Source organism: Pseudomonas sp. RIT-PI-a (assembly GCF_001187875.1).
GTDB classification, from domain to species: domain Bacteria; phylum Pseudomonadota; class Gammaproteobacteria; order Pseudomonadales; family Pseudomonadaceae; genus Aquipseudomonas; species Aquipseudomonas coleopterorum.
The window spans coordinates 68,733-85,823 of the sequence record NZ_LGIR01000034.1 but is presented as its reverse complement, the minus strand read 5'-3'; the positions used below and the strand labels follow the sequence as shown (position 1 = coordinate 85,823).

The following is a 17,091-nucleotide window of genomic DNA, read 5'->3' as shown; positions in this document are numbered from 1 at the left end:
CGTCGGGGTCGGCCGCGTCGGCGGCGTCAATTCCTGAGTAGCACGGCAGCGGCTGTCGCTACGTTGTGGGACAGGTGCAGCGGATTTATCGTTCCGACAATAGCACTGGCCACCCCGGGGTGAGCAAACAGCAGCTCGAAGCTGGCGCGCACCGGATCCACGCCCGGAGCCAGGCAGGCATGACCGCTGGCCAACGCCTTTTTCACCAGAATGGCCTTGCCGTGGGCGGCCGCGTAGTCGAGCACCGGGCGCTCGGACTGCTCGTTCAGGTTGTAGGTGACCATGGCGCAGTCCCCGGTTTCCAGGGCTTTGAGCCCGCCCTGCACGGTTTTGCCGGAAAAGCCGAAGCCGCGAATCTTGCCTTCGGCCTTCAGCGCCGCCAACGTTTCGTACACCTCACAACCTTGCAGAATATCCAGATCGTTGCCGTCCGAATGCACCAGCAGCAGATCGATGAAGTCTGTTTCCAGGCGTTTCAAACTGCGCTCCACCGAGAAACGCGTGTGCTCGGCGCTGAAGTCGAAGCGTGACTGGCCCGATTCGAATTCTTCACCGACTTTGCTGACGATCACCCAGTCCTGCCGCTGACCCCGCAGCAGCGGCCCCAGGCGTTCTTCGCTGATGCCATAGGCCGGCGCGGTGTCGATCAGGTTGATGCCCAGCTGACGTGCCTGGCCCAGCAACATGCGCGCGGCGCTGTCATCGGGAATGGTGAAGCCGTTGGGGTATTTCACCCCTTGGTCGCGGCCCAGTTTCACCGTACCCAGGCCCAGGGGGGAAACCCGCAGGCCGGTGTCGCCCAGCGGGCGGTGCAGGTCGTGCAGGGTGGGCAGGCTCATGGCAGCAGTTCATCCCAGACAGGTGTGGCCAGGGCCGGCTTGGGCAGCTCTGGCAGGGGAGCATGGCTGTGCGGTGCAATGCCATCGCGCTGCAGGGCAGCGATAACGCGGTCGGCAAAATCCGGCGCCAAGGCCAGCTTGGTCGGCCAACCCACCAGCAAGCCGGGTTGATCGGCCAGAAATGCGTTGTCCGGACGCACCAGTCCGGATTGAGCGGGCTCGGCGCGATTGACCCGCAAGGTGGCCCAGCGCAGCTGGCTTTGATCGACCCAGGGCAGCAGTTGGCCGATTTCCTTCTGGGCAGCGGCGATCTGCTGGGCCGGATCGCGAGCCACGCCATCGGCTTCGGCGATCTCGCCACCCAGGTACCAGACCCATTGGCCGTCGGCCCCCGGATGAGTGGTGACGGTGATGCGCGGCTTCGGCCCGCCGCCCAGGCAGTGGGCGTACAAGGGTTTCAGGTTGGCGCCCTTGGCCAGCACCATGTGCAGTGGCCGTCGCTGCATCGTGGGTTGTTCGACGCCCAGTTCCGCCAACAGGGCCTGGATGCCTTCACCCGCGCTGAGCACCACGCGCTGGGCGCGAATCACCCGGCCATCAACGATCAGTCCGGCCAGCCGGTTCTGGTCATACAGTGGCTCGATCCGCTCGCCCGCCAGCAGCCCATCGCCGGCCAACTCGGCGAGCCGAGCGACCAGGCTGGGCACGTCCACCACCAGCTCGGCCAAGCGATAGACCTTGCCCTTGAACGCGCGGTCCTGCAGAGCGGGCGGCAGTTGCTCGCCCTTGACCTGATCGACCCGGCCGCGCACGGCCTTGCTGGCGAAGAAGCTGGTGAGGTTGCCTGCCAGGGTGCCCGGCGACCACAGATAATGCGCCTCGGACAGCAGGCGCACGCCCGAAAGGTCCAGTTCGCCCTGGCCAGCCAGCGCTTCTCGCCAGCGCCGCGGCATGTCGGCGATGGCTTCGGAGGCGCCGGTCAGCGCGCCGTGCAGGGCGTATTTGGCACCGCCGTGAATGATCCCCTGGGCCTTGAAGGTCTGCCCGCCGCCCAGGCGCGCGTTCTCCACCAGCACCGTCGAATAGCCCAGGGCGCGCAGCCGCGCGTTGAGCCAGAGCCCGGCGACACCGGCGCCGACGATGACGATATCAGTGGACAGTTCAGACGGCATTGCAGACCTCGCAGGCTAGGACAGGCGGGGGAGTATACAGCCTCAGTGCCCGGTGGTTTTCGAGAACAGCTGGATCACCACCACGCCCAGCACGATCAGCGCCATGCCGAGCATGGCCGGCAGGTCGAGCTTCTGCCCGTAGATGAACAGGGCGGCGATGCTGACCATGACGATGCCCATGCCTGCCCAGATGGCGTAGGCGATGCCCACCGGCACCGTGCGCACCACCAGGGTCAGCATCCAGAACGCGATGCCATAGCCGGCCACCACCAGAAACAGCGGCAGCGGTGTGCTGAGCCCTTTGACCGCCTTCATGGAGACAGTGGCGATCACTTCGGCGCAGATGGCGATGGCAAGAAAAGCGTAGGCGTTCATGGTGGGGCTCCTGTTCGATGCAGGCATTCTAGGCGATGCACGGCCGGCGCGGGTTCGTCCATTTGGAGTGATCGCCGGGCAATCGGTTCGCAGGGTTGCGGCGGGCACTTGGTCAAGGATCATGACCTGAGTACACTTCGCCGCCATGAACAGAACTCTCTACACCTTGCTGTTTCACCTGGGGCTGCCGTTGCTGGCCGTGCGTCTGTGGCTGCGGGCGCGCAAGGCGCCGGCCTACGGGCAACGCCTGGGCGAGCGTTTCGCCTACCGGCTGCCGCCGATGCAGCCGGGGGGTATCTGGGTACATGCCGTGTCGGTGGGCGAAAGCATTGCCGCCGCACCCATGATCCGCCAGTTGCTGCTGCGCCACCCCGAGCTGCCCATCACCGTGACCTGCATGACGCCGACCGGGTCGGAGCGCATCCAGGCACTGTTCGCTGGCGAGCCGCGCATCCAGCATTGCTACCTGCCGTACGATCTGCCGTGGGCATCCGGCCGATTTCTCGACCATGTACGACCGCGCCTGGCCGTGATCATCGAAACCGAGCTGTGGCCCAACCATATTCACCAGTGCGCCCGGCGTGGCATTCCGGTCGCATTGGCCAATGGCCGGCTCTCCGCGCGTTCGGCCAGGGGCTATGCACGTTTCTCTCGGTTGACCGCGCCAATGCTGGCGGAAATGAGCCTGCTGGCGGTGCAGACGCAAGTCGAGGCAGAGCGTTTTCTGGCATTGGGTGCGCGCCCCGAATGTGTGCAGGTGACCGGCTCGATCAAGTTCGATCTCAACGTCGACCCTGCCGTGCCTGTCCGCGCCGCTCGGTTGCGCGAACAGTGGCAGGCGAGCGAACGTCCGGTCTGGATCGCTGCCAGCACTCACGAGGGTGAAGATGAGGTGATCCTGGCCGCCCATCGTCAGTTGCTCGCCAGCCACGCCGATGCCTTGCTGATTCTGGTCCCGCGGCACCAGGAGCGTTTCGCTTCGATGCATGCGTTGTGCAAGGCCCAGGGTTTCACCACGGTGCAGCGCTCGCTCGATCAGCCGGTCACGGCGGCAACCCAAGTGTTGCTGGGCGATACCATGGGCGAGTTGCTGTTCCTCTATGCCCTGGCGGACATCGCGTTCGTCGGCGGCAGTCTGGTGGCCAATGGAGGGCACAACCCATTGGAGCCTGCCGCGCTGGCCAAGCCGGTGCTGAGCGGGCCGCACATGTTCAACTTTCTCGAGATCGGCGCGATGCTGCGCGAGGCTGGTGCATTGGTCGAGGTCGACGATGCACAGGGTCTGGCAACGGCAGTGCGACAGTGGATAGAACTGCCGCGTGATGCGGTGCGCAGCGGAGAGGCCGGGCTGGCCGTGATGCGCGCCAACCAAGGCGCGTTGAAGCGTCTGCTAGATGCCCTCGACGCCAAGCTTTAGCGCCACGCGGAACGCCGGGGGCGGCCCGAGGTCTGTTATGCATCGACCTCAAGGAGCTGCACCATGGACATCATTCGCATCATTTTCGCCATCCTCCTGCCGCCTGTCGGCGTGTTCATGCAAGTGGGCTTCGGTGGCGCTTTCTGGCTGAACATCCTGCTCACGTTGCTGGGCTACATCCCCGGCATCATCCACGCGGTGTACATCATCGCCAGTAGAAAGTAACGACGTTGTTGCCGGTGCGTTCGTCCTTCGACGAGCGCACCGGCACCCGTTCAGAGCAGGTCGACCAGTCCGCGGTCGTCCTCCTGCATCACCTGCAGATAGAACCGCCACTCATGCTCCAACGCATGCGCGAGGTTCGCGACATTGCGAAAGCCATGCCGCTCTTCGGCATAATAATGCGCCTCGACCGGTATGCCGTTGGCCTCCAACGCAGCCACCATGTCGCGGGTCTGCTGCGGCACGACCACTACGTCCAGCTCTCCCTGAAAGAAGATCACCGGCGCGGTGATTCGGTCCGCATGCAGCAACGGCGTGCGGTCGGCGTAGCGCTGGTGGTCGATGTCCGGGTCGCCGATCAGCCAGTCCAGGTAATCATTCTCGAACTTGTGGGTGACGCGCCCCAGGGCGGCCGGATCGCTGACCCCGTACTGGCTTGCGCCGGCGCGGAACACCTTGGCGAACGCCAGAGCGCACAAGACCGTATAGCCACCCGCGCTGCCGCCACGCACGAACGCACGGTGCGGATCGATGCGGCCTTGCGCGGCCAGGTACTCGACCACAGCGCAGGCATCCTGCACGTCGGTTTCGCCCCAGCGCAGATGCAGGGCGTGTCGATAGGCGCGGCCATGGTTGCTGCTGCCGCGATAGTTGAGGTCGGCGACGGCAAAGCCGCGTTGAGTCCAGTATTGAATGCGCGGATCGAACACCGGATAGCACGCCGACGTCGGCCCGCCGTGGATGAACACCACCAGAGGCGGATGCCGCTCGTCGCTCTGTGCCGCGTAGAAGAAGCCGTGTGCCTGCTCGCCGCCGCTGGGGTAGCTGAGCGGGTGCGGCAGGCTGACCTGCTCGGCCGGCAATGGCGAATAGCCGCCCGCCAGGGGACGTACGCTGTGGGCGTGGCGGTGGGAGGCAATTACCGCCGATGGCTGCACCGGCGAGCCAGCGATGGCGGAGAGGGGATCGGCGCCCATGGCCAGCGCGCGAAAGCGGGGGGACTCGCCGGTGTAGTCCACGCATCGGCCTTGCCCATCGCACAGGCCCAGACGGCCGAAGCCTGCTTCGAACCAACTGCTCAGGTAGCCTTGGTCGCTCGTCGGCAACCAGGTGCAGGCACCCAGTTGCCAAGGGGCCGCGGCGTGATCGGCCTGGGCGGCGGGCAGTGGCGCCCAGTCGTCGCCGACCTCGGCCCAGGGTTGCCAGAAGCCCTGTGCGTCGGACAGGCAGTACAGCCGCCCCTGTTCGTCGAAGCGCGGCTGCTGCAGGCTGAAACCACTGGCCACGCATTCCGGGACAGCCGCCAGTTCGCTGCACATCAGGCGCGTTTGCGTCCAGGGCTGATGGGGCCGATCCCATTCGATCCAGGCCAGGCGGGTGCCGTCCGGGCTCAGCGCCGGTGATGCATAGAAGTCGGCGCCTTCGGCCAGCACGCGATGGCGTTCGCTGGCCAGGTCGATGGCCACCAGACGATGCGTGTCGCCGTCTTGCTCCACCGCCAGTACCTGGCCTGCGGCATATTCCAGCCCCCCGTAGCGCATCTGGCCGAAGCTCAAAGGCTGCGGCAGGCCACCGGTCACCGGCTGACGGTACAGCTGCTGGTCGGCCTCGTTGACGAACACCAGTTCGTCATTCGCCAGGCAGAACGAACCACCACCGTATTCGTAGACGCGGCTGCGCACGCTGTAACCGTCGGGTGTCAGGCACGTTGCTATGCCGTCGTGCTCGGTCCACACACGGCAGGCGCCATCCTGGGGGCGGAACTCGTTCCAGAACACGCCGGCGGGGCCGACGCGAAGCTCGGCGAAATCGGTCCCGGCGGCGACGGCCTGGGAGGCGCTGAAGCGGTCATGCTTTGGCGATGATGCGAGAATTTCGTTCATTGCGGAAGGCCAGTTGTTCGATCGTCTGGGTGGCGTGTTCCGCTTCTTCGCGAGCCCGCAGAATCACGCCATGGTGGGGTGACTTGCTGCACACCGGGTCAGCATTGGCAGCGTCCCCGGTCAGCATGAAGGCCTGGCAGCGGCAGCCGCCGAAGTCCTTCTCTTTCTCGTCGCACGAGCGGCAGGGCTCGGGCATCCAAGCATAGCCGCGGAAGCGATTGAAGCCAAAGGAGTCGTACCAGATGTGTTGCAGGCTGTGATCGCGAACGTTGGGGAATTCCACAGGCAACTGACGCGCGCCGTGACAGGGCAGCGCGGTGCCGTCGGGGGTCACGGTGAGGAAAATGCTGCCCCAACCGTTCATGCAGCCCTTGGGGCGCTCTTCATAGTAGTCGGGCGTGACGAAGATCAGCTTGCAGGCGCTGCCGGCCGCTTCCAGCTTGGCGCGGTACTCGTTGGTGATACGCTCGGCGCGTACCAGTTGCTCACGGGTGGGCAGCAGGCCCGCACGGTTCAGCTCGGCCCAGCCGTAGAACTGGCAGGTGGCGAGTTCGACGAAGTCGGCCTCCAGAGCCACGCATAGCTCGATGATGCGGTCAATCTTGTCGATGTTGTGCCGATGGGTGACGAAGTTGAGCACCATCGGATAGCCATGGGCCTTCACCGCACGGGCCATTTCCAGCTTCTGCGCGAAGGCTTTCTTCGAGCCGGCCAGCAGGTTATTAACCTGCTCGTCGCTGGCCTGAAAGCTGATTTGGATGTGATCCAGGCCGGCGGTCTTGAAGTCGGCGATCTTCTGCTCGGTCAGGCCGATGCCCGAGGTGATCAGGTTGGTGTAGAACCCCAGGCGCCGGGCTTCGCCGATCAGTTGTGCAAGATCCTGACGTACCAGCGGTTCACCACCGGAAAAACCGATCTGGGCCGCGCCCATCTCGCGGGCTTCGGCCATCACCTTGAACCACTGCTCGGTATTCAATTCCTTGCCTTGGGCTGCGAAGTCCAGGGGGTTGGAGCAGTACGGGCATTGCAGCGGGCACCGGTAGGTCAGCTCCGCCAGCAGCCAAAGCGGCAGGCCGACTTCAGGCGTGGGTGGCAGGCTGGGCAAGTTCGATCCAGTGCTGTGCACGGGCGACCTCCATGAATTGCTCGATGTCCTCGGCCAGTTCGGGCACGCCGGGAAACTGTTCTTCGAGCTGGGCGATGATAGTGGCCACACTGCGCTGACCATCGATCAGCCCGCCGATGGCGCTGGCACTCTCGTTGAGTTTGATCATGCCTTCGGGGTAGAGCAGCACATGGCCTTTCTGCGCGGGCTCGTACTGGAAGCGGTAGCCTTGGCGCCATTTTGGGGTGCTTTGACGGTCGAAGCTCATAGGGCGATCCCCTTATGCCAGACGCGCTGGTCGGTGACGCTGTGATAGGGCGGACGGTTCAACTCGTAGGCCATGCTCATGGCATCGAGCATGCTCCACAGAATGTCGAGCTTGAACTGCAGGATTTCCAGCATACGCTGCTGGCCTTCGACCGTCGTGTAGTGCTGCAGGGTGATGCTCAGGCCGTGCTCCACATCGCGCCGGGCCTGGCCCAGGCGGGTGCGGAAGTATTCGTAGCCGGCCGGATCGATCCACGGGTAGTGGGCGGGCCAGCTGTCCAGGCGCGACTGATGGATCTGTGGTGCGAACAGTTCGGTCAACGAGCTGCTGGCCGCTTCCTGCCAGTTGGCCCGCCGCGCGAAGTTGACATAGGCGTCCACGGCGAAACGCACACCGGGCAGGACCAATTCCTGGGAGCGCAACTGGTCGGGATCCAGGCCCACGGCCTGGCCTAGGCGCAGCCAGGCTTCGATGCCGCCGTCTTCGCCAGGAGCACCGTCGTGGTCGAGCAGGCGCTGGATCCACTCGCGACGAATCTCGCGGTCCGGGCAATTGGCCAGGATGGCGGCATCCTTGAGGGGGATGTTGACCTGATAGTAGAAGCGGTTGGCAACCCAGCCCTGAATCTGCTCACGGGTCGCGCGGCCTTCGTACATCGCCACGTGATAGGGGTGGTAGATGTGGTAATACGCACCCTTGGCACGCAAGGCCTGCTCGAACTCGGCGGGGGTCATGGGGGTGTCGGACATGGTGGTTCTCCCGGGGAATGTGTTGTCAGTGAGGGCCTCTTCGCGGGCAGAGGGCTCGCCGCCCGCCCCGCTCCCACAGGGATTGCATCGATCCTTGTGGGGAATGTGTTGTCTGTGAGGGCCTCTTCGCGGGCAGAGACCCGCTCCCACAGGGATTGCATCGATCCTTGTGAGGAATGTGTTGTCTGTGAGGGCCTCTTCGCGGGCAGAGACCCGCTCCCACAAGGGATTGCATCGATCCTTGTGGGGAATGTGTTGTAGGTGAGGGCCTCTTCGCGGGCAGAGGGCTCGCCGCCCGCCCCGATCCCACAAGGGCTGCATTGAACCCTGTGGGAGCGGGTCTCTGCCCGCGAAGAGGCCCTCCCTGACACTCCACTACAACTCAATGCTCATCCCATCGAACGCCACTTCGACACCGCGCCGGGCCAGTTCGGCCCGCTGTGGCGAGTCTTCGTCCAGGATCGGGTTGGTGTTGTTGATGTGGATCAGCACCTTGCGCTGGCGCGGCAGCCCTTCGAGCACTTCGAGCATGCCGCCCGGGCCGTTCTGCGCCAGATGGCCCATTTCGCGTCCGGTGCGGGTGCCAACACCGCGTCGCTGCATTTCGTCATCATCCCAGAGGGTGCCGTCTACCAATAGACAGTCCGCGTCCGCCATGCGTTCGAGCAGGGCATCGTCCACCTGGCCCAGGCCCGGTGCATAGAACAGCGTGCCACCGGTACGGGTGTCTTCCACGATCAAACCCAGGTTGTCGCCCGGATGCGGGTCGAAACGGTGGGGCGAGTAAGGCGGCGCGGCGCTGCGCAACGGCAGAGGGGTGAAACGCAGGTTCGGGCAGGCCGGAATCACGAAGCTGCCTGTCAGTTCGATGCGTTGCCAGTCCAGTCCGCCATTCCAGTGGCTGAGCATGTTGAACAGCGGAAAGCCGGTGCTCAGGTCCTGATGCACCATGTCGGTACACCAGACCTGATGCGGGCAGCCTTCGCGCAGGCTGAGCAGGCCGGTGGTGTGATCGATCTGGCTGTCGAGCAGGACGATGGCTTGTATCCCGGTGTCACGCAGGGCACGGCCCGGCTGCATGGGCGCAAAGCTCTGCAATTGCGCACGGATGTCCGGCGAGGCGTTGCACAGCACCCAGTTCACCCCGTCGTCGGACAGGGCAATGGACGATTGCGTGCGCGCATGGGCACGCAGGCTGCCATCGCGAAAGCCACTGCAATTGGTGCAGTTGCAGTTCCACTGGGGAAAGCCGCCGCCGGCGGCGGAGCCGAGAATCTGGATATGCATGGAGAACTCGCAGCATCAAGCCTGGAAATGAAAACGCCCCGGTCATTGGCTGGCCGAGGCGTTGCGTTGCAACTGAAGCTTAGCGGCTGGCGAAGTACATGGTGACTTCGAAGCCGATGCGCAGATCAGTGTAAGCAGGTTTGGTCCACATAAGAGATCTCCTTCTGGGTTGATGGGCTTGTAGCATTAGTCCGCCCCGACGGTAGGACGTTCAATGCTCCTTGGGGCGCTATGTTACTAAATAAGAAAGCCGCCTATGGGTATTTATTCGATAAAGTCCGTTACCTGCCCGGTAACGATCGCTGGGCCGGCACCCACGAAGGCTCCAGCGCAGGTCCCGTCGCCAGGCACAGCCAGCCGCCGGTGCCGCTGGCCAATTGCTGCGCGGCTTGGTGCAGATCGCCCGGGCGCAGCTCGCGCACGGCTCGCTGCAGGGCACTCAGGTAGTCGGCACCATGGCCGGCCTGACAGGCTTGCCAGAGCAACTCGGCCAAGGGCAGCAGGTCCATCTGCGAGCGCTCGTGGCGACTGGCGAGCTCTTCGCGCTGAGTGTCCAGCGCAGCGGGTTTCAGGGTATCGATCAGGGTTGGCAGGGTTTCGATGAAGGTCTGCACATGGCCCAGGATATCGGCCAGCGGTGCCTGGGGCGACTGGACACCGAACACCAGACCCGTACGGCCAGCCATCTGGCGCAGGCCACTGAACACGGCGTAGCCCAATTGCAGCTCGACGCGCATGCGCTGGTAGAACGAGGTCTGGCACAGCTGCGCCAGCAGGCGCCAGGCGGCTTCGTCGGCGATGCTCTGGCTCGGCACCGGGCAGAACAACAGCAGCGCCTGTTCGCTCGACTGGCAGGGCACATGACTCCAGCTACGCCCCGATTGAACCGGATGCGGTTGAGCCCGCTGCGGGCTGGCGGTGCCGGGCATCTTGCGCAACGCATTGTTCAGGGCGCTGCGTTCACCGTCGTTCATGCCGACGGCCAGGCCGTCCCAGCGCGCCGCGCCCCACAGCTTCTGCAAGGCCAGTGGGCGCAGGTCTTCGTCGGAGGTGCGGCTGTGGAAATAGCCCAGGCTGTGGTCGGGCAGGCGCTTGAGCAGTTCCTTGATGGGGGTCAGGGTGGTACTGGCGGATTCCTGCCCGGCCTGGTGCCAGACCTCCGGGGCCGGTATGGCCAGCAGCTCCAGGGCTTGCTCCAGCAGCGCCGGGATGGGCGCCTGCACGCCGCTCAGCTTGAGTTGCCAGTCGTCGCCCAGGCTGCTGAAGACCATCTGCACACCGGCCTGGCGTGCTTCTTCGGTGAGTTTGCGCAGGCTGTCCCGCAACGTACGGAACAGTCCCTGATGGCGCGAGGCATTGACCCGCCAGCGCAGGTACAGAGCGGCTTCATGGCTGTGCGCCGAAGCGCCGTCCCGATAGGCCAGACCTTGCGGATCCGGTACGGGATGGTCCGGGCGGCGGCTGGGGCGCAGAAAGCGGTTGCGCGGCGGCAGTCGCCAGCGACCGGCCAGGTCGCGTTCCGGACCGGCTGCCAGTGGATGCAACAGATGCTCGGGACGCAGGTGTTCGAGAATCTCGCGCAACGCCTGCAGGGCCTCTCGGCTCAACTCGCACGGCGTTTCATCGCTGTGATGGCGAGCCAGCTCCAAGGCGCTGGCGACCTGCAAGCGGCGCTCGTTGAGCAGGCGGAATTCCTCGCGCAGGCCTTGCCAGTCGTCGTGGGCCTGGAAGAACTCCAGCCAATCGAAGCACAGCTGGCCGATCAGCGCGGTCGCCGTTTCGCCTGCTGGCGTGAGCTTGAATTCGATATTGATCAGGGCCTGGTCGGCGAAGGTATAGAACGTGCTCAGTTCCAGGGTCTGCACCAGTTGCCGACGGCGCAGCTCGGCCAGCAGGCCGCCGTGCTGGCTGGCGCCCAGCCAGGTGGCGAGGAACTCTAGCGCCTGCGTAGCACCGCGGGGCAGGTTTTCGCAGGCGAACAACAGGTTGAAACGGCCTTTGTCCGGCGGCTCGACCGCTTCGCTCGGCGTGCCCACCAGCGGTGGCGGGGCGATCTGTTCGGCGGTGTCGCCGGGGCGCAGCGCTCCCGCCGCTTTCTCTGCCATGGCACGCAGCTGCTCCAGCGGTTGCGGGCCGACCAGGCACAGGGTCATCTGTCCGGTCTGGTAGAAGCGCCGGTAGAAGCTGCGCAGGTCCTGCTGGAACGAATCGCGCGGCACCGGTAGGCTGTAGCGATTGCCGGCGTGGAAGGCCCGCAGCGGATGCTCGGCGTCCAGCGCGCTGGTCAACCATTGCTGGTGGCGTGCCTCGGGGTCGCGCGACCAGGCGACGAATTCGGCGTGCAGCACTTCGCGTTCGCGCAGTTGCTCGGCCTGGGTCATGCGCGGATGGCCGAGCATGTCGCACAGACGTTCCAGCGCACCGGCGAAGGCATTCACCGGCACTTCGAAGAAATAGTCGGTGCAGCGCTCGCGGGTGCTGGCGTTGATCTGCCCGCCGTGGTTCTGCACGAAGGCCATCAGCCCGTGGTCGCCGCTGTGGCGTTCGGTGCCGAGAAAGAACAGGTGTTCAAGGAAATGGGCCAGACCAGGCCAGGCGGCGGGTACGTCGTGGCTGCCTGCGGCAACGCGCATGAAGGCGGCGGCACGCTTGAGACGTGGCTCATGATGCAGGCGCACGTGCAGGCCGTTGTCCAGCACCACATGTTCGGCGGCCGGCAGTGAAGGTTGAGGCATGTCAATTCCCTTTGAGCGGTCAGGCTGTAGGGCGTAATCGTAGCGGATTTGGGGGTAGGCGGGGGAGCCGTTCGCACTGGGATTTTCCAGACGAAACGAGCTTTTTTGCGGATTGCGGAGAAATACACATCTTGGGAGGCGATGTGGCGGCCGCCGACATGAACCGGCACCGCCAGACCACGGTCTTCAACTCAGCTCACAGACAGGCTCAAGCCTTGTCATCCTGCTCGTCCTGCTGCTCGTCGTCGTGCTTGAGCGCTGGCTTCATGCCCGGCTGTGGCGCGTGCTCGGCGTTGGGTGCGATCTCTTCGCCGTGGTTCTTCTTTTCCTGCTGGACTTTCTTGTCGTGGGCAACGTTGCGTGGGTCAGTCATGGGAATTCCTGGTGTGGGCAGATGATTCGAATACCCGTCGACGCGAAACGCTGGCAATGAGCGCCCGGGCAAGACTTGGAGTGGAGCGCTTGCCCAAGCGTTCAGTGCGGCTTCAGGTCAGATCACTGACTCAGCGCATTGCCAGTAGCGACCACGGACGCCGAGGGCAGCAGTTGGCTGATGAAGCGGTTCCAGCGGGTGATGTCCGAGGGGCCGACGAACACGACGTCCGAGGCTTGCAGGTCGAACTGGCGGGCAAGCAGGAATGCGGTTGGCTTCTTGGCGTTGAGGTAGAACACCGTGGCGGGTTGCTGGGCGCGCTCCTGGGCGCCGCGGATCACGTAGATGGCCTCGGCGTTGGCGGTTTCCTGGGACAGGCCGCCGGCGTTGCCCAGCGCTTCGAGCAGGGTGAAGGTGCTGGTGCCGTAGGTCATCACCTGGGGCGAATTGACTTCGCCGAGCACGTAGACCTTGTTCGCCCGGTTGTTGCCCAGGTGCAGCTGGTCGCCGTTCTTCAGGTAGATGCCGTTGAGCTTGGAATCCTTGCGATTCAGGGTGTCGATGTCGAGCAGGTACTCGTGACCGTCGCGCTTGAGGATCAGCCCGGCCAGGTTGCCGCTGCCATCGTCGCCACCGGCACGGCTGACCGCTTCGATCAGCGACAACGGCACGTTGTTCAGCACCTGGGGACCGGCGTTCTTGAACGAGCCGGAAAACACCACGCGCTGGCTGGCGTAGTTCTGCACGTTGACGTCCACCTGGGTGTCGGTCAGGTAGCGCGAGAGGGCGCGTTGCAGGTCATTGCGCAGTTCGCTGACGGTCTTGCCTTCGGCCTGGATGGAGTTGATGAAGGGGTAGTACACGGTGCCGTCGTTGCGCACGATCTGCGTGCCCTGGGCGCGCGGTTCCTGGTTGGTCGGCGAGTTCAGCTCGACGTGGTCCCAGACGGTGATCTGCAGACCATCGCCGGCGCCGATGCGGTAGTCGCCTGGCTTGTAGGCATACAGCGCTGCCGGCACGGGTTCGGGCCGGTACTGGTTCTGATGCTGGGCGACGGTCTGCGCGTTGATCGGCAGGACCGTGACCGGTCCGGTTTCGCCGATGTCATCGGCGGCATCCTCGGGCGTCATGTGTTGCCCTGGGGAAAACACACATCCTTGCAGCAGCACGGCGAACAACGCGACTACGAATACAGTTCGTTTCATTGCAATCTTCCTTGGAGAATCGGACTTCTCACACGGTATTTGGGAGGTTCGGAACAGCGGTGTGGCGGTGAAGTCTTTTCGTGTGGCCTAGAGCTTCTGGGCTGCGGCGAGCAGCAGACCGGCGTCGGCCAGGCCCAATACGGGGTTGCAATCGAAGGCGTCACCCAGGCGCGCCTCGTTCCAGCGGTTCTCGACGAACTGGCGCATTTCCCGTTCGAAGCGCTTTTCCGCGAATTGCAGGGCGTTCTCGCGGCAGGCGCGGGGGTTGAAGCGCGATGCCTGGCTTTCGAACGTCTCGATGGCGGCGGTGAGCGCCGCCACGGTCTGCTGGTAATAGAACACCCCAGTAGGGTTGTCCTCGTTGAGCCCGCGTACGGTTTCCAGGGGGCCGCCGCGGCCGAAGGCGATCACCGGCGTGCCGCAGGCCTGGGCTTCCACCGGGCTGATGCCGAAATCCTCTTCGGCAGCGAAGACGAAGCCGCGGGCGTTCTGCATGTGCTCGCGCAGCACTTCGAACGACTGGTAGCCCATCAGCGTGACGTTGGGGCCGCACACCGCACGGCACTTGTCCATTTCCGGGCCGTCGCCGATGACGATCAGGCGCTTGTCGGGCATGGCGCTGAACGCCTCGACCATCATCGGCACCTTCTTGTACGGCACCATGCGCTGGGCGGTCAGGTAGAAGTCCTGCTTCTCGGTCTGCAGGTTGAAACCGGTGGTATCGACCGGCGGATAGATCACGGTCGAGGGACGGCGATAGGCCTTGTCGATGCGTCGGCCGATGAACTGCGAGTTGCTGATGAACTCGTCGACACCGGCGGCGGTGCGCTGGTCCCACATGCGCATGTAATGCAGGATCATCCGTGCCACCTTGCTCTTGATACCGGCCAGCAGATTGGCCTCGCGCAGGTACTGGTGCTGCAGGTCCCACGCATAGCGGATGGGCGAATGCACGTAGCTGATGTGCAACTGGTTGGGGCCGGTCAGCACGCCCTTGGCCACCGCGTGGCTGCTCGACAGGATCAGGTCGTAGCCGGACAGGTCCAGTTGCTCGATGGCCATGGGCATCAAGGGCAGGTATTTCTGGTAGCGCGTGCGGGCCTTGGGCAGGCGCTGGATGAAAGTGGTGGTGGCACGCTTGCCGCCCAGGTGCACGCGATCTTCGTCGCTGAGAAAGTCGATGACCGAGAACAGATCGGCGTCGGGCCAGATCTTGAGCATCGAGGCCAGGACCTTTTCGGCACCGGCGTAGGTGACAAGCCAATCATGGACGATTGCTATTTTCATAGGGCACCTGCAGTTCGGGAATGAGGGGCGCTCTGGGACGAGCACGGGTGTTGAGTCGTTTGCTCAACTGGATAAAAGGCAGTTCGACGAGGCGATAGCTCACGTGCGCGGCCAGCAGCGACAGCGCGGTGGCAAGCAAGGTGACCGACAACGAACGACCGGGAACGCCCAGCAAGTAACGGCACAACAGCTCCATGCTCGGGTGCAGCAGGTACAGCGAATAACTGATGGTGCCCAGCCACAGCAACAACGGTTGATGCAGGCGAATGCGCTGGGTCAGCAGCATGAAGCTGCTGATGGCCAACAGGTAGGTGAAGCAGTAGCGAAACCAGTACTCGCCGTTGCCGGCATCGAAGCCGTAGGCGGCGTAGAAGGTCGGCGGCAGGGCCACGGCATAGGCCAGCAGCAGGCCCTTCACGCAGCGCCGCACCTGGGCATCGGCCTGGCCGAGCAGGCAGTCGCGCCAGATCGAACCGAACAGCATCAGCGACAGGCCCAGTGGCAAGGCCACCGGCAGCTTGCGTTCGAGCAGCATGCGCATCATGCCCATGCCCACCGCAGCGGCCAGCAGGGCCAGGGCGCAGGCGGCGCGGAAGCCGGTACTGCGCAGGCGACCGATCAGCATCAGGCCCAGGCACAGCGCATAGAACAGCCACTCGATGAACAGCGTCCAGTACAGCCCCATCACGTCTTCGACGCCCATGGCCGCTTGCAGCATGGTGATGTTGGCCACCACGCGCTGCCAGGTCGGCAGGGTTTCGCCGGTCAGCGCCAGCATGCTGATGTACAGCGCCAGCGACAGCCAATAGGCCGGGTACAGGCGCAGCACCCGCGAGACGATGAAGCGACGTGCGCCGCCGGGGCCAGGGTGCAGGCTGAACGGGATCACCACACCGCTGAGCAGAAAGAACCAGATGACGCCCAGCTTGCCGATGTCCAGCCAGAAATGCGGCAGCGCACCGGGGCCCAGCAACGGCTGCCACAAGTGACAGACCACCACCAGCAGGGCGGCAATGCCGCGCAAGGCATCCAGATACCCCAGGCGAGTCATGAGTGCTCCTTGCCGGGCGACGGCTGGGTCAATGCGGCACTGCGCGGACGTCGTGCCTGGACCGTGTCGATACGGTCGCTGATCAGCCGTGCCGATGCCTCCCAGCTGAACCGCGACACGTTCTGCAGGCCCAGGGTGCGCAGGTGCTGGCGGATGGTCAGGCTGTTCAAGGCCAGCGCCATCGCCCGGCTGATGTGTTCGATGTCCAGCGGATCGAAGTACAGGGCGCTGGACTGCAGCACCTCGGGGATCGAAGCGGCATTTGCCGCCAGCACCGGGCAACCGCACGCCTGCGCTTCGAGCGGCGGAATGCCGAAACCTTCATACAGCGAAGGAAACACGAACGCCGCCGCGCCCTGGTATTGCCCGATCAGTTGCGCGTCGGTCAGGCGCCCGAGAAAGCGCACCCGTGGATCGCTGTTGGCCAGGGCTTCCAAATTCGGGTCGGAAAACACCGCGCCGCCGCCACCGACGATGCGCAATTCCACCTGCTCGAAGCCCTTGAGCTGCAGGAACGCCTGGATCATGCGGTTAAAGTTCTTGTGCGCGCTGGGTGAGGACACGGCCAGCAGATAGCGCGGACCGGCCTGCAACGGTTCGCCGGGTTGAAATTCTTCACCCACGGCATTGGGCACCACGAGGATCTTCTGCGCCGGAAAATCGTAGAACTCGCCGATCTCGCGCTTGGAAAACTGGCTGACGGTGATCAGTGTCTTCAACCGTTTGAGCAACAGTGGCGTCATCAGTCGATAGGCCGTGCGGAACTGCCAGGTGTAGCTCTGTGGATGACGCACGTAGGTGATGTCGTGGTGCGTGGCGATCTGATTGCCATAGAACAGCGGCGCGGTGGCGCACAACGACAGTAACAAGGGGTTGCCCTGGCTGCGCAGGTAGCGCGGCAGGTCGAGCTGCTCCCACAGGTGGCCGGTACGCGTCCCTACGACCTGGGCATCCAGCAGCCGAGCGGTCTCGTGCATGCGCACACCCGGCGAGGTGACGAACACCAGGTCGTCACGTTGACGCTTGAGGGCCAGGCAGGTCTGCTCGGCGAACCGTTGCACCCCGCGCAGCTCCTGGGTCAGAAAACGTGCATTGATGACAATCATCGGAACATCCTTGGCTC

At 64.4% G+C, this 17,091-nt stretch carries 17 protein-coding genes; 2 read left to right on the top strand and 15 right to left on the bottom strand.

What is annotated here, in order from left to right:
• Nucleotides 1–26 precede the first annotated feature (26 nt).
• From AC788_RS20805 to AC788_RS20795, 3 genes are read right to left on the bottom strand one after another with little or no spacing between them, the layout of a single operon-like run.
• The gene (locus tag AC788_RS20805; protein ID WP_049862457.1) at nucleotides 27–839 is read right to left on the bottom strand and encodes an aldo/keto reductase; all 813 of its coding nucleotides are present in this window, start codon (nucleotides 837–839) and stop codon (nucleotides 27–29) included.
• Nucleotides 836–2,011 carry an NAD(P)/FAD-dependent oxidoreductase gene (locus AC788_RS20800; protein WP_049862456.1) on the bottom strand — a complete coding sequence of 392 codons (1,176 nt, stop codon included), beginning with the start codon at nucleotides 2,009–2,011 and terminating at the stop codon, nucleotides 836–838. The genes AC788_RS20805 and AC788_RS20800 overlap by 4 nt, the downstream gene beginning before the upstream one ends.
• 42 nt (nucleotides 2,012–2,053) lie before the next feature.
• The gene (locus tag AC788_RS20795) at nucleotides 2,054–2,386 is read right to left on the bottom strand and encodes a DMT family transporter (protein ID WP_049862455.1); all 333 of its coding nucleotides are present in this window, start codon (nucleotides 2,384–2,386) and stop codon (nucleotides 2,054–2,056) included.
• A gap of 145 nt (nucleotides 2,387–2,531) precedes the next feature.
• Here AC788_RS20795 and waaA point away from each other — a divergent pair, with 145 nt between their 5' ends.
• On the top strand, nucleotides 2,532–3,803 hold the full coding sequence (gene waaA / locus AC788_RS20790) for a lipid IV(A) 3-deoxy-D-manno-octulosonic acid transferase (protein WP_049862454.1): 1,272 nt from the start codon (nucleotides 2,532–2,534) through the stop codon (nucleotides 3,801–3,803).
• 63 nt (nucleotides 3,804–3,866) lie between these two features.
• Nucleotides 3,867–4,028 (top strand): YqaE/Pmp3 family membrane protein, encoded by a 162-nt coding sequence (locus AC788_RS21510; protein ID WP_082223739.1) that lies wholly within the window; start codon nucleotides 3,867–3,869, stop codon nucleotides 4,026–4,028.
• 50 nt (nucleotides 4,029–4,078) lie between these two features.
• On the opposite strand, the gene AC788_RS20785 is transcribed toward AC788_RS21510, so the two are convergent.
• The 12 genes from AC788_RS20785 to AC788_RS20740 all read right to left on the bottom strand — a co-directional run bounded on the left by AC788_RS20785 (nucleotide 4,079) and on the right by AC788_RS20740 (nucleotide 17,074).
• Complete coding sequence (locus AC788_RS20785) at nucleotides 4,079–5,908, bottom strand: S9 family peptidase (protein WP_049862453.1); 1,830 nt, start codon at nucleotides 5,906–5,908, stop codon at nucleotides 4,079–4,081.
• The gene (pqqE, locus tag AC788_RS20780) at nucleotides 5,874–7,034 is read right to left on the bottom strand and encodes a pyrroloquinoline quinone biosynthesis protein PqqE (RefSeq protein WP_049862452.1); all 1,161 of its coding nucleotides are present in this window, start codon (nucleotides 7,032–7,034) and stop codon (nucleotides 5,874–5,876) included. The genes AC788_RS20785 and pqqE overlap by 35 nt, the downstream gene beginning before the upstream one ends.
• Nucleotides 6,988–7,281: a pyrroloquinoline quinone biosynthesis peptide chaperone PqqD gene (gene pqqD / locus AC788_RS20775; protein ID WP_049862451.1), complete on the bottom strand. Its 294-nt coding sequence runs from the start codon at nucleotides 7,279–7,281 to the stop codon at nucleotides 6,988–6,990. The genes pqqE and pqqD overlap by 47 nt, the downstream gene beginning before the upstream one ends.
• Nucleotides 7,278–8,030, bottom strand: coding sequence for a pyrroloquinoline-quinone synthase PqqC (gene pqqC / locus AC788_RS20770; RefSeq protein WP_049862450.1), 753 nt, complete (start codon nucleotides 8,028–8,030; stop codon nucleotides 7,278–7,280). Before pqqC ends, pqqD begins: the two co-directional genes overlap by 4 nt.
• Nucleotides 8,031–8,405: 375 nt before the next feature.
• A complete protein-coding gene (pqqB, locus tag AC788_RS20765) occupies nucleotides 8,406–9,317 on the bottom strand; it encodes a pyrroloquinoline quinone biosynthesis protein PqqB (RefSeq protein WP_049862449.1) in 912 nt (303 codons plus the stop codon).
• Between the two features lie 79 nt (nucleotides 9,318–9,396).
• Nucleotides 9,397–9,468 (bottom strand): pyrroloquinoline quinone precursor peptide PqqA, encoded by a 72-nt coding sequence (gene pqqA / locus AC788_RS21505; protein WP_008365141.1) that lies wholly within the window; start codon nucleotides 9,466–9,468, stop codon nucleotides 9,397–9,399.
• 130 nt (nucleotides 9,469–9,598) lie between these two features.
• Nucleotides 9,599–12,052 carry a pyrroloquinoline quinone biosynthesis protein PqqF gene (gene pqqF, locus AC788_RS20760; protein ID WP_049862448.1) on the bottom strand — a complete coding sequence of 818 codons (2,454 nt, stop codon included), beginning with the start codon at nucleotides 12,050–12,052 and terminating at the stop codon, nucleotides 9,599–9,601.
• Nucleotides 12,053–12,260: 208 nt separating this feature from the next.
• Nucleotides 12,261–12,425, bottom strand: a complete 165-nt coding sequence (locus AC788_RS21885) for a hypothetical protein (RefSeq protein ID WP_090360818.1) — start codon at nucleotides 12,423–12,425, stop codon at nucleotides 12,261–12,263.
• Nucleotides 12,426–12,547: 122 nt separating this feature from the next.
• The gene (locus AC788_RS20755; protein ID WP_049862447.1) at nucleotides 12,548–13,630 is read right to left on the bottom strand and encodes a polysaccharide biosynthesis/export family protein; all 1,083 of its coding nucleotides are present in this window, start codon (nucleotides 13,628–13,630) and stop codon (nucleotides 12,548–12,550) included.
• An 87-nt stretch (nucleotides 13,631–13,717) separates the two neighbouring features.
• Nucleotides 13,718–14,917: a glycosyltransferase family 4 protein gene (locus AC788_RS20750; protein WP_049862446.1), complete on the bottom strand. Its 1,200-nt coding sequence runs from the start codon at nucleotides 14,915–14,917 to the stop codon at nucleotides 13,718–13,720.
• Complete coding sequence (locus AC788_RS20745; protein WP_049862445.1) at nucleotides 14,895–15,968, bottom strand: acyltransferase family protein; 1,074 nt, start codon at nucleotides 15,966–15,968, stop codon at nucleotides 14,895–14,897. The genes AC788_RS20750 and AC788_RS20745 overlap by 23 nt, the downstream gene beginning before the upstream one ends.
• Nucleotides 15,965–17,074, bottom strand: coding sequence for a glycosyltransferase family 4 protein (locus AC788_RS20740; protein WP_049862444.1), 1,110 nt, complete (start codon nucleotides 17,072–17,074; stop codon nucleotides 15,965–15,967). Before AC788_RS20740 ends, AC788_RS20745 begins: the two co-directional genes overlap by 4 nt.
• Nucleotides 17,075–17,091 lie beyond the last annotated feature (17 nt).

What these genes read in the sequence shown, in the direction of transcription:
- pqqD (WP_049862451.1), bottom strand. Translation starts at nt 7,281, where the DNA reads ATGAGCTTCGACCGTCAAAGCACCCCAAAATGGCGCCAAGGCTACCGC.
- AC788_RS20740 (WP_049862444.1), bottom strand. Translation starts at nt 17,074, where the DNA reads ATGATTGTCATCAATGCACGTTTTCTGACCCAGGAGCTGCGCGGGGTG.
- AC788_RS20795 (WP_049862455.1), bottom strand. Translation starts at nt 2,386, where the DNA reads ATGAACGCCTACGCTTTTCTTGCCATCGCCATCTGCGCCGAAGTGATC.
- AC788_RS20785 (WP_049862453.1), bottom strand. Translation starts at nt 5,908, where the DNA reads ATGAACGAAATTCTCGCATCATCGCCAAAGCATGACCGCTTCAGCGCC.
- pqqB (WP_049862449.1), bottom strand. Translation starts at nt 9,317, where the DNA reads ATGCATATCCAGATTCTCGGCTCCGCCGCCGGCGGCGGCTTTCCCCAG.
- pqqF (WP_049862448.1), bottom strand. Translation starts at nt 12,052, where the DNA reads ATGCCTCAACCTTCACTGCCGGCCGCCGAACATGTGGTGCTGGACAAC.
- AC788_RS20750 (WP_049862446.1), bottom strand. Translation starts at nt 14,917, where the DNA reads ATGAAAATAGCAATCGTCCATGATTGGCTTGTCACCTACGCCGGTGCC.
- AC788_RS20805 (WP_049862457.1), bottom strand. Translation starts at nt 839, where the DNA reads ATGAGCCTGCCCACCCTGCACGACCTGCACCGCCCGCTGGGCGACACC.
- AC788_RS21510 (WP_082223739.1), top strand. Translation starts at nt 3,867, where the DNA reads ATGGACATCATTCGCATCATTTTCGCCATCCTCCTGCCGCCTGTCGGC.
- pqqC (WP_049862450.1), bottom strand. Translation starts at nt 8,030, where the DNA reads ATGTCCGACACCCCCATGACCCCCGCCGAGTTCGAGCAGGCCTTGCGT.
- waaA (WP_049862454.1), top strand. Translation starts at nt 2,532, where the DNA reads ATGAACAGAACTCTCTACACCTTGCTGTTTCACCTGGGGCTGCCGTTG.
- AC788_RS20745 (WP_049862445.1), bottom strand. Translation starts at nt 15,968, where the DNA reads ATGACTCGCCTGGGGTATCTGGATGCCTTGCGCGGCATTGCCGCCCTG.
- AC788_RS20800 (WP_049862456.1), bottom strand. Translation starts at nt 2,011, where the DNA reads ATGCCGTCTGAACTGTCCACTGATATCGTCATCGTCGGCGCCGGTGTC.
- AC788_RS21885 (WP_090360818.1), bottom strand. Translation starts at nt 12,425, where the DNA reads ATGACTGACCCACGCAACGTTGCCCACGACAAGAAAGTCCAGCAGGAA.
- AC788_RS20755 (WP_049862447.1), bottom strand. Translation starts at nt 13,630, where the DNA reads ATGAAACGAACTGTATTCGTAGTCGCGTTGTTCGCCGTGCTGCTGCAA.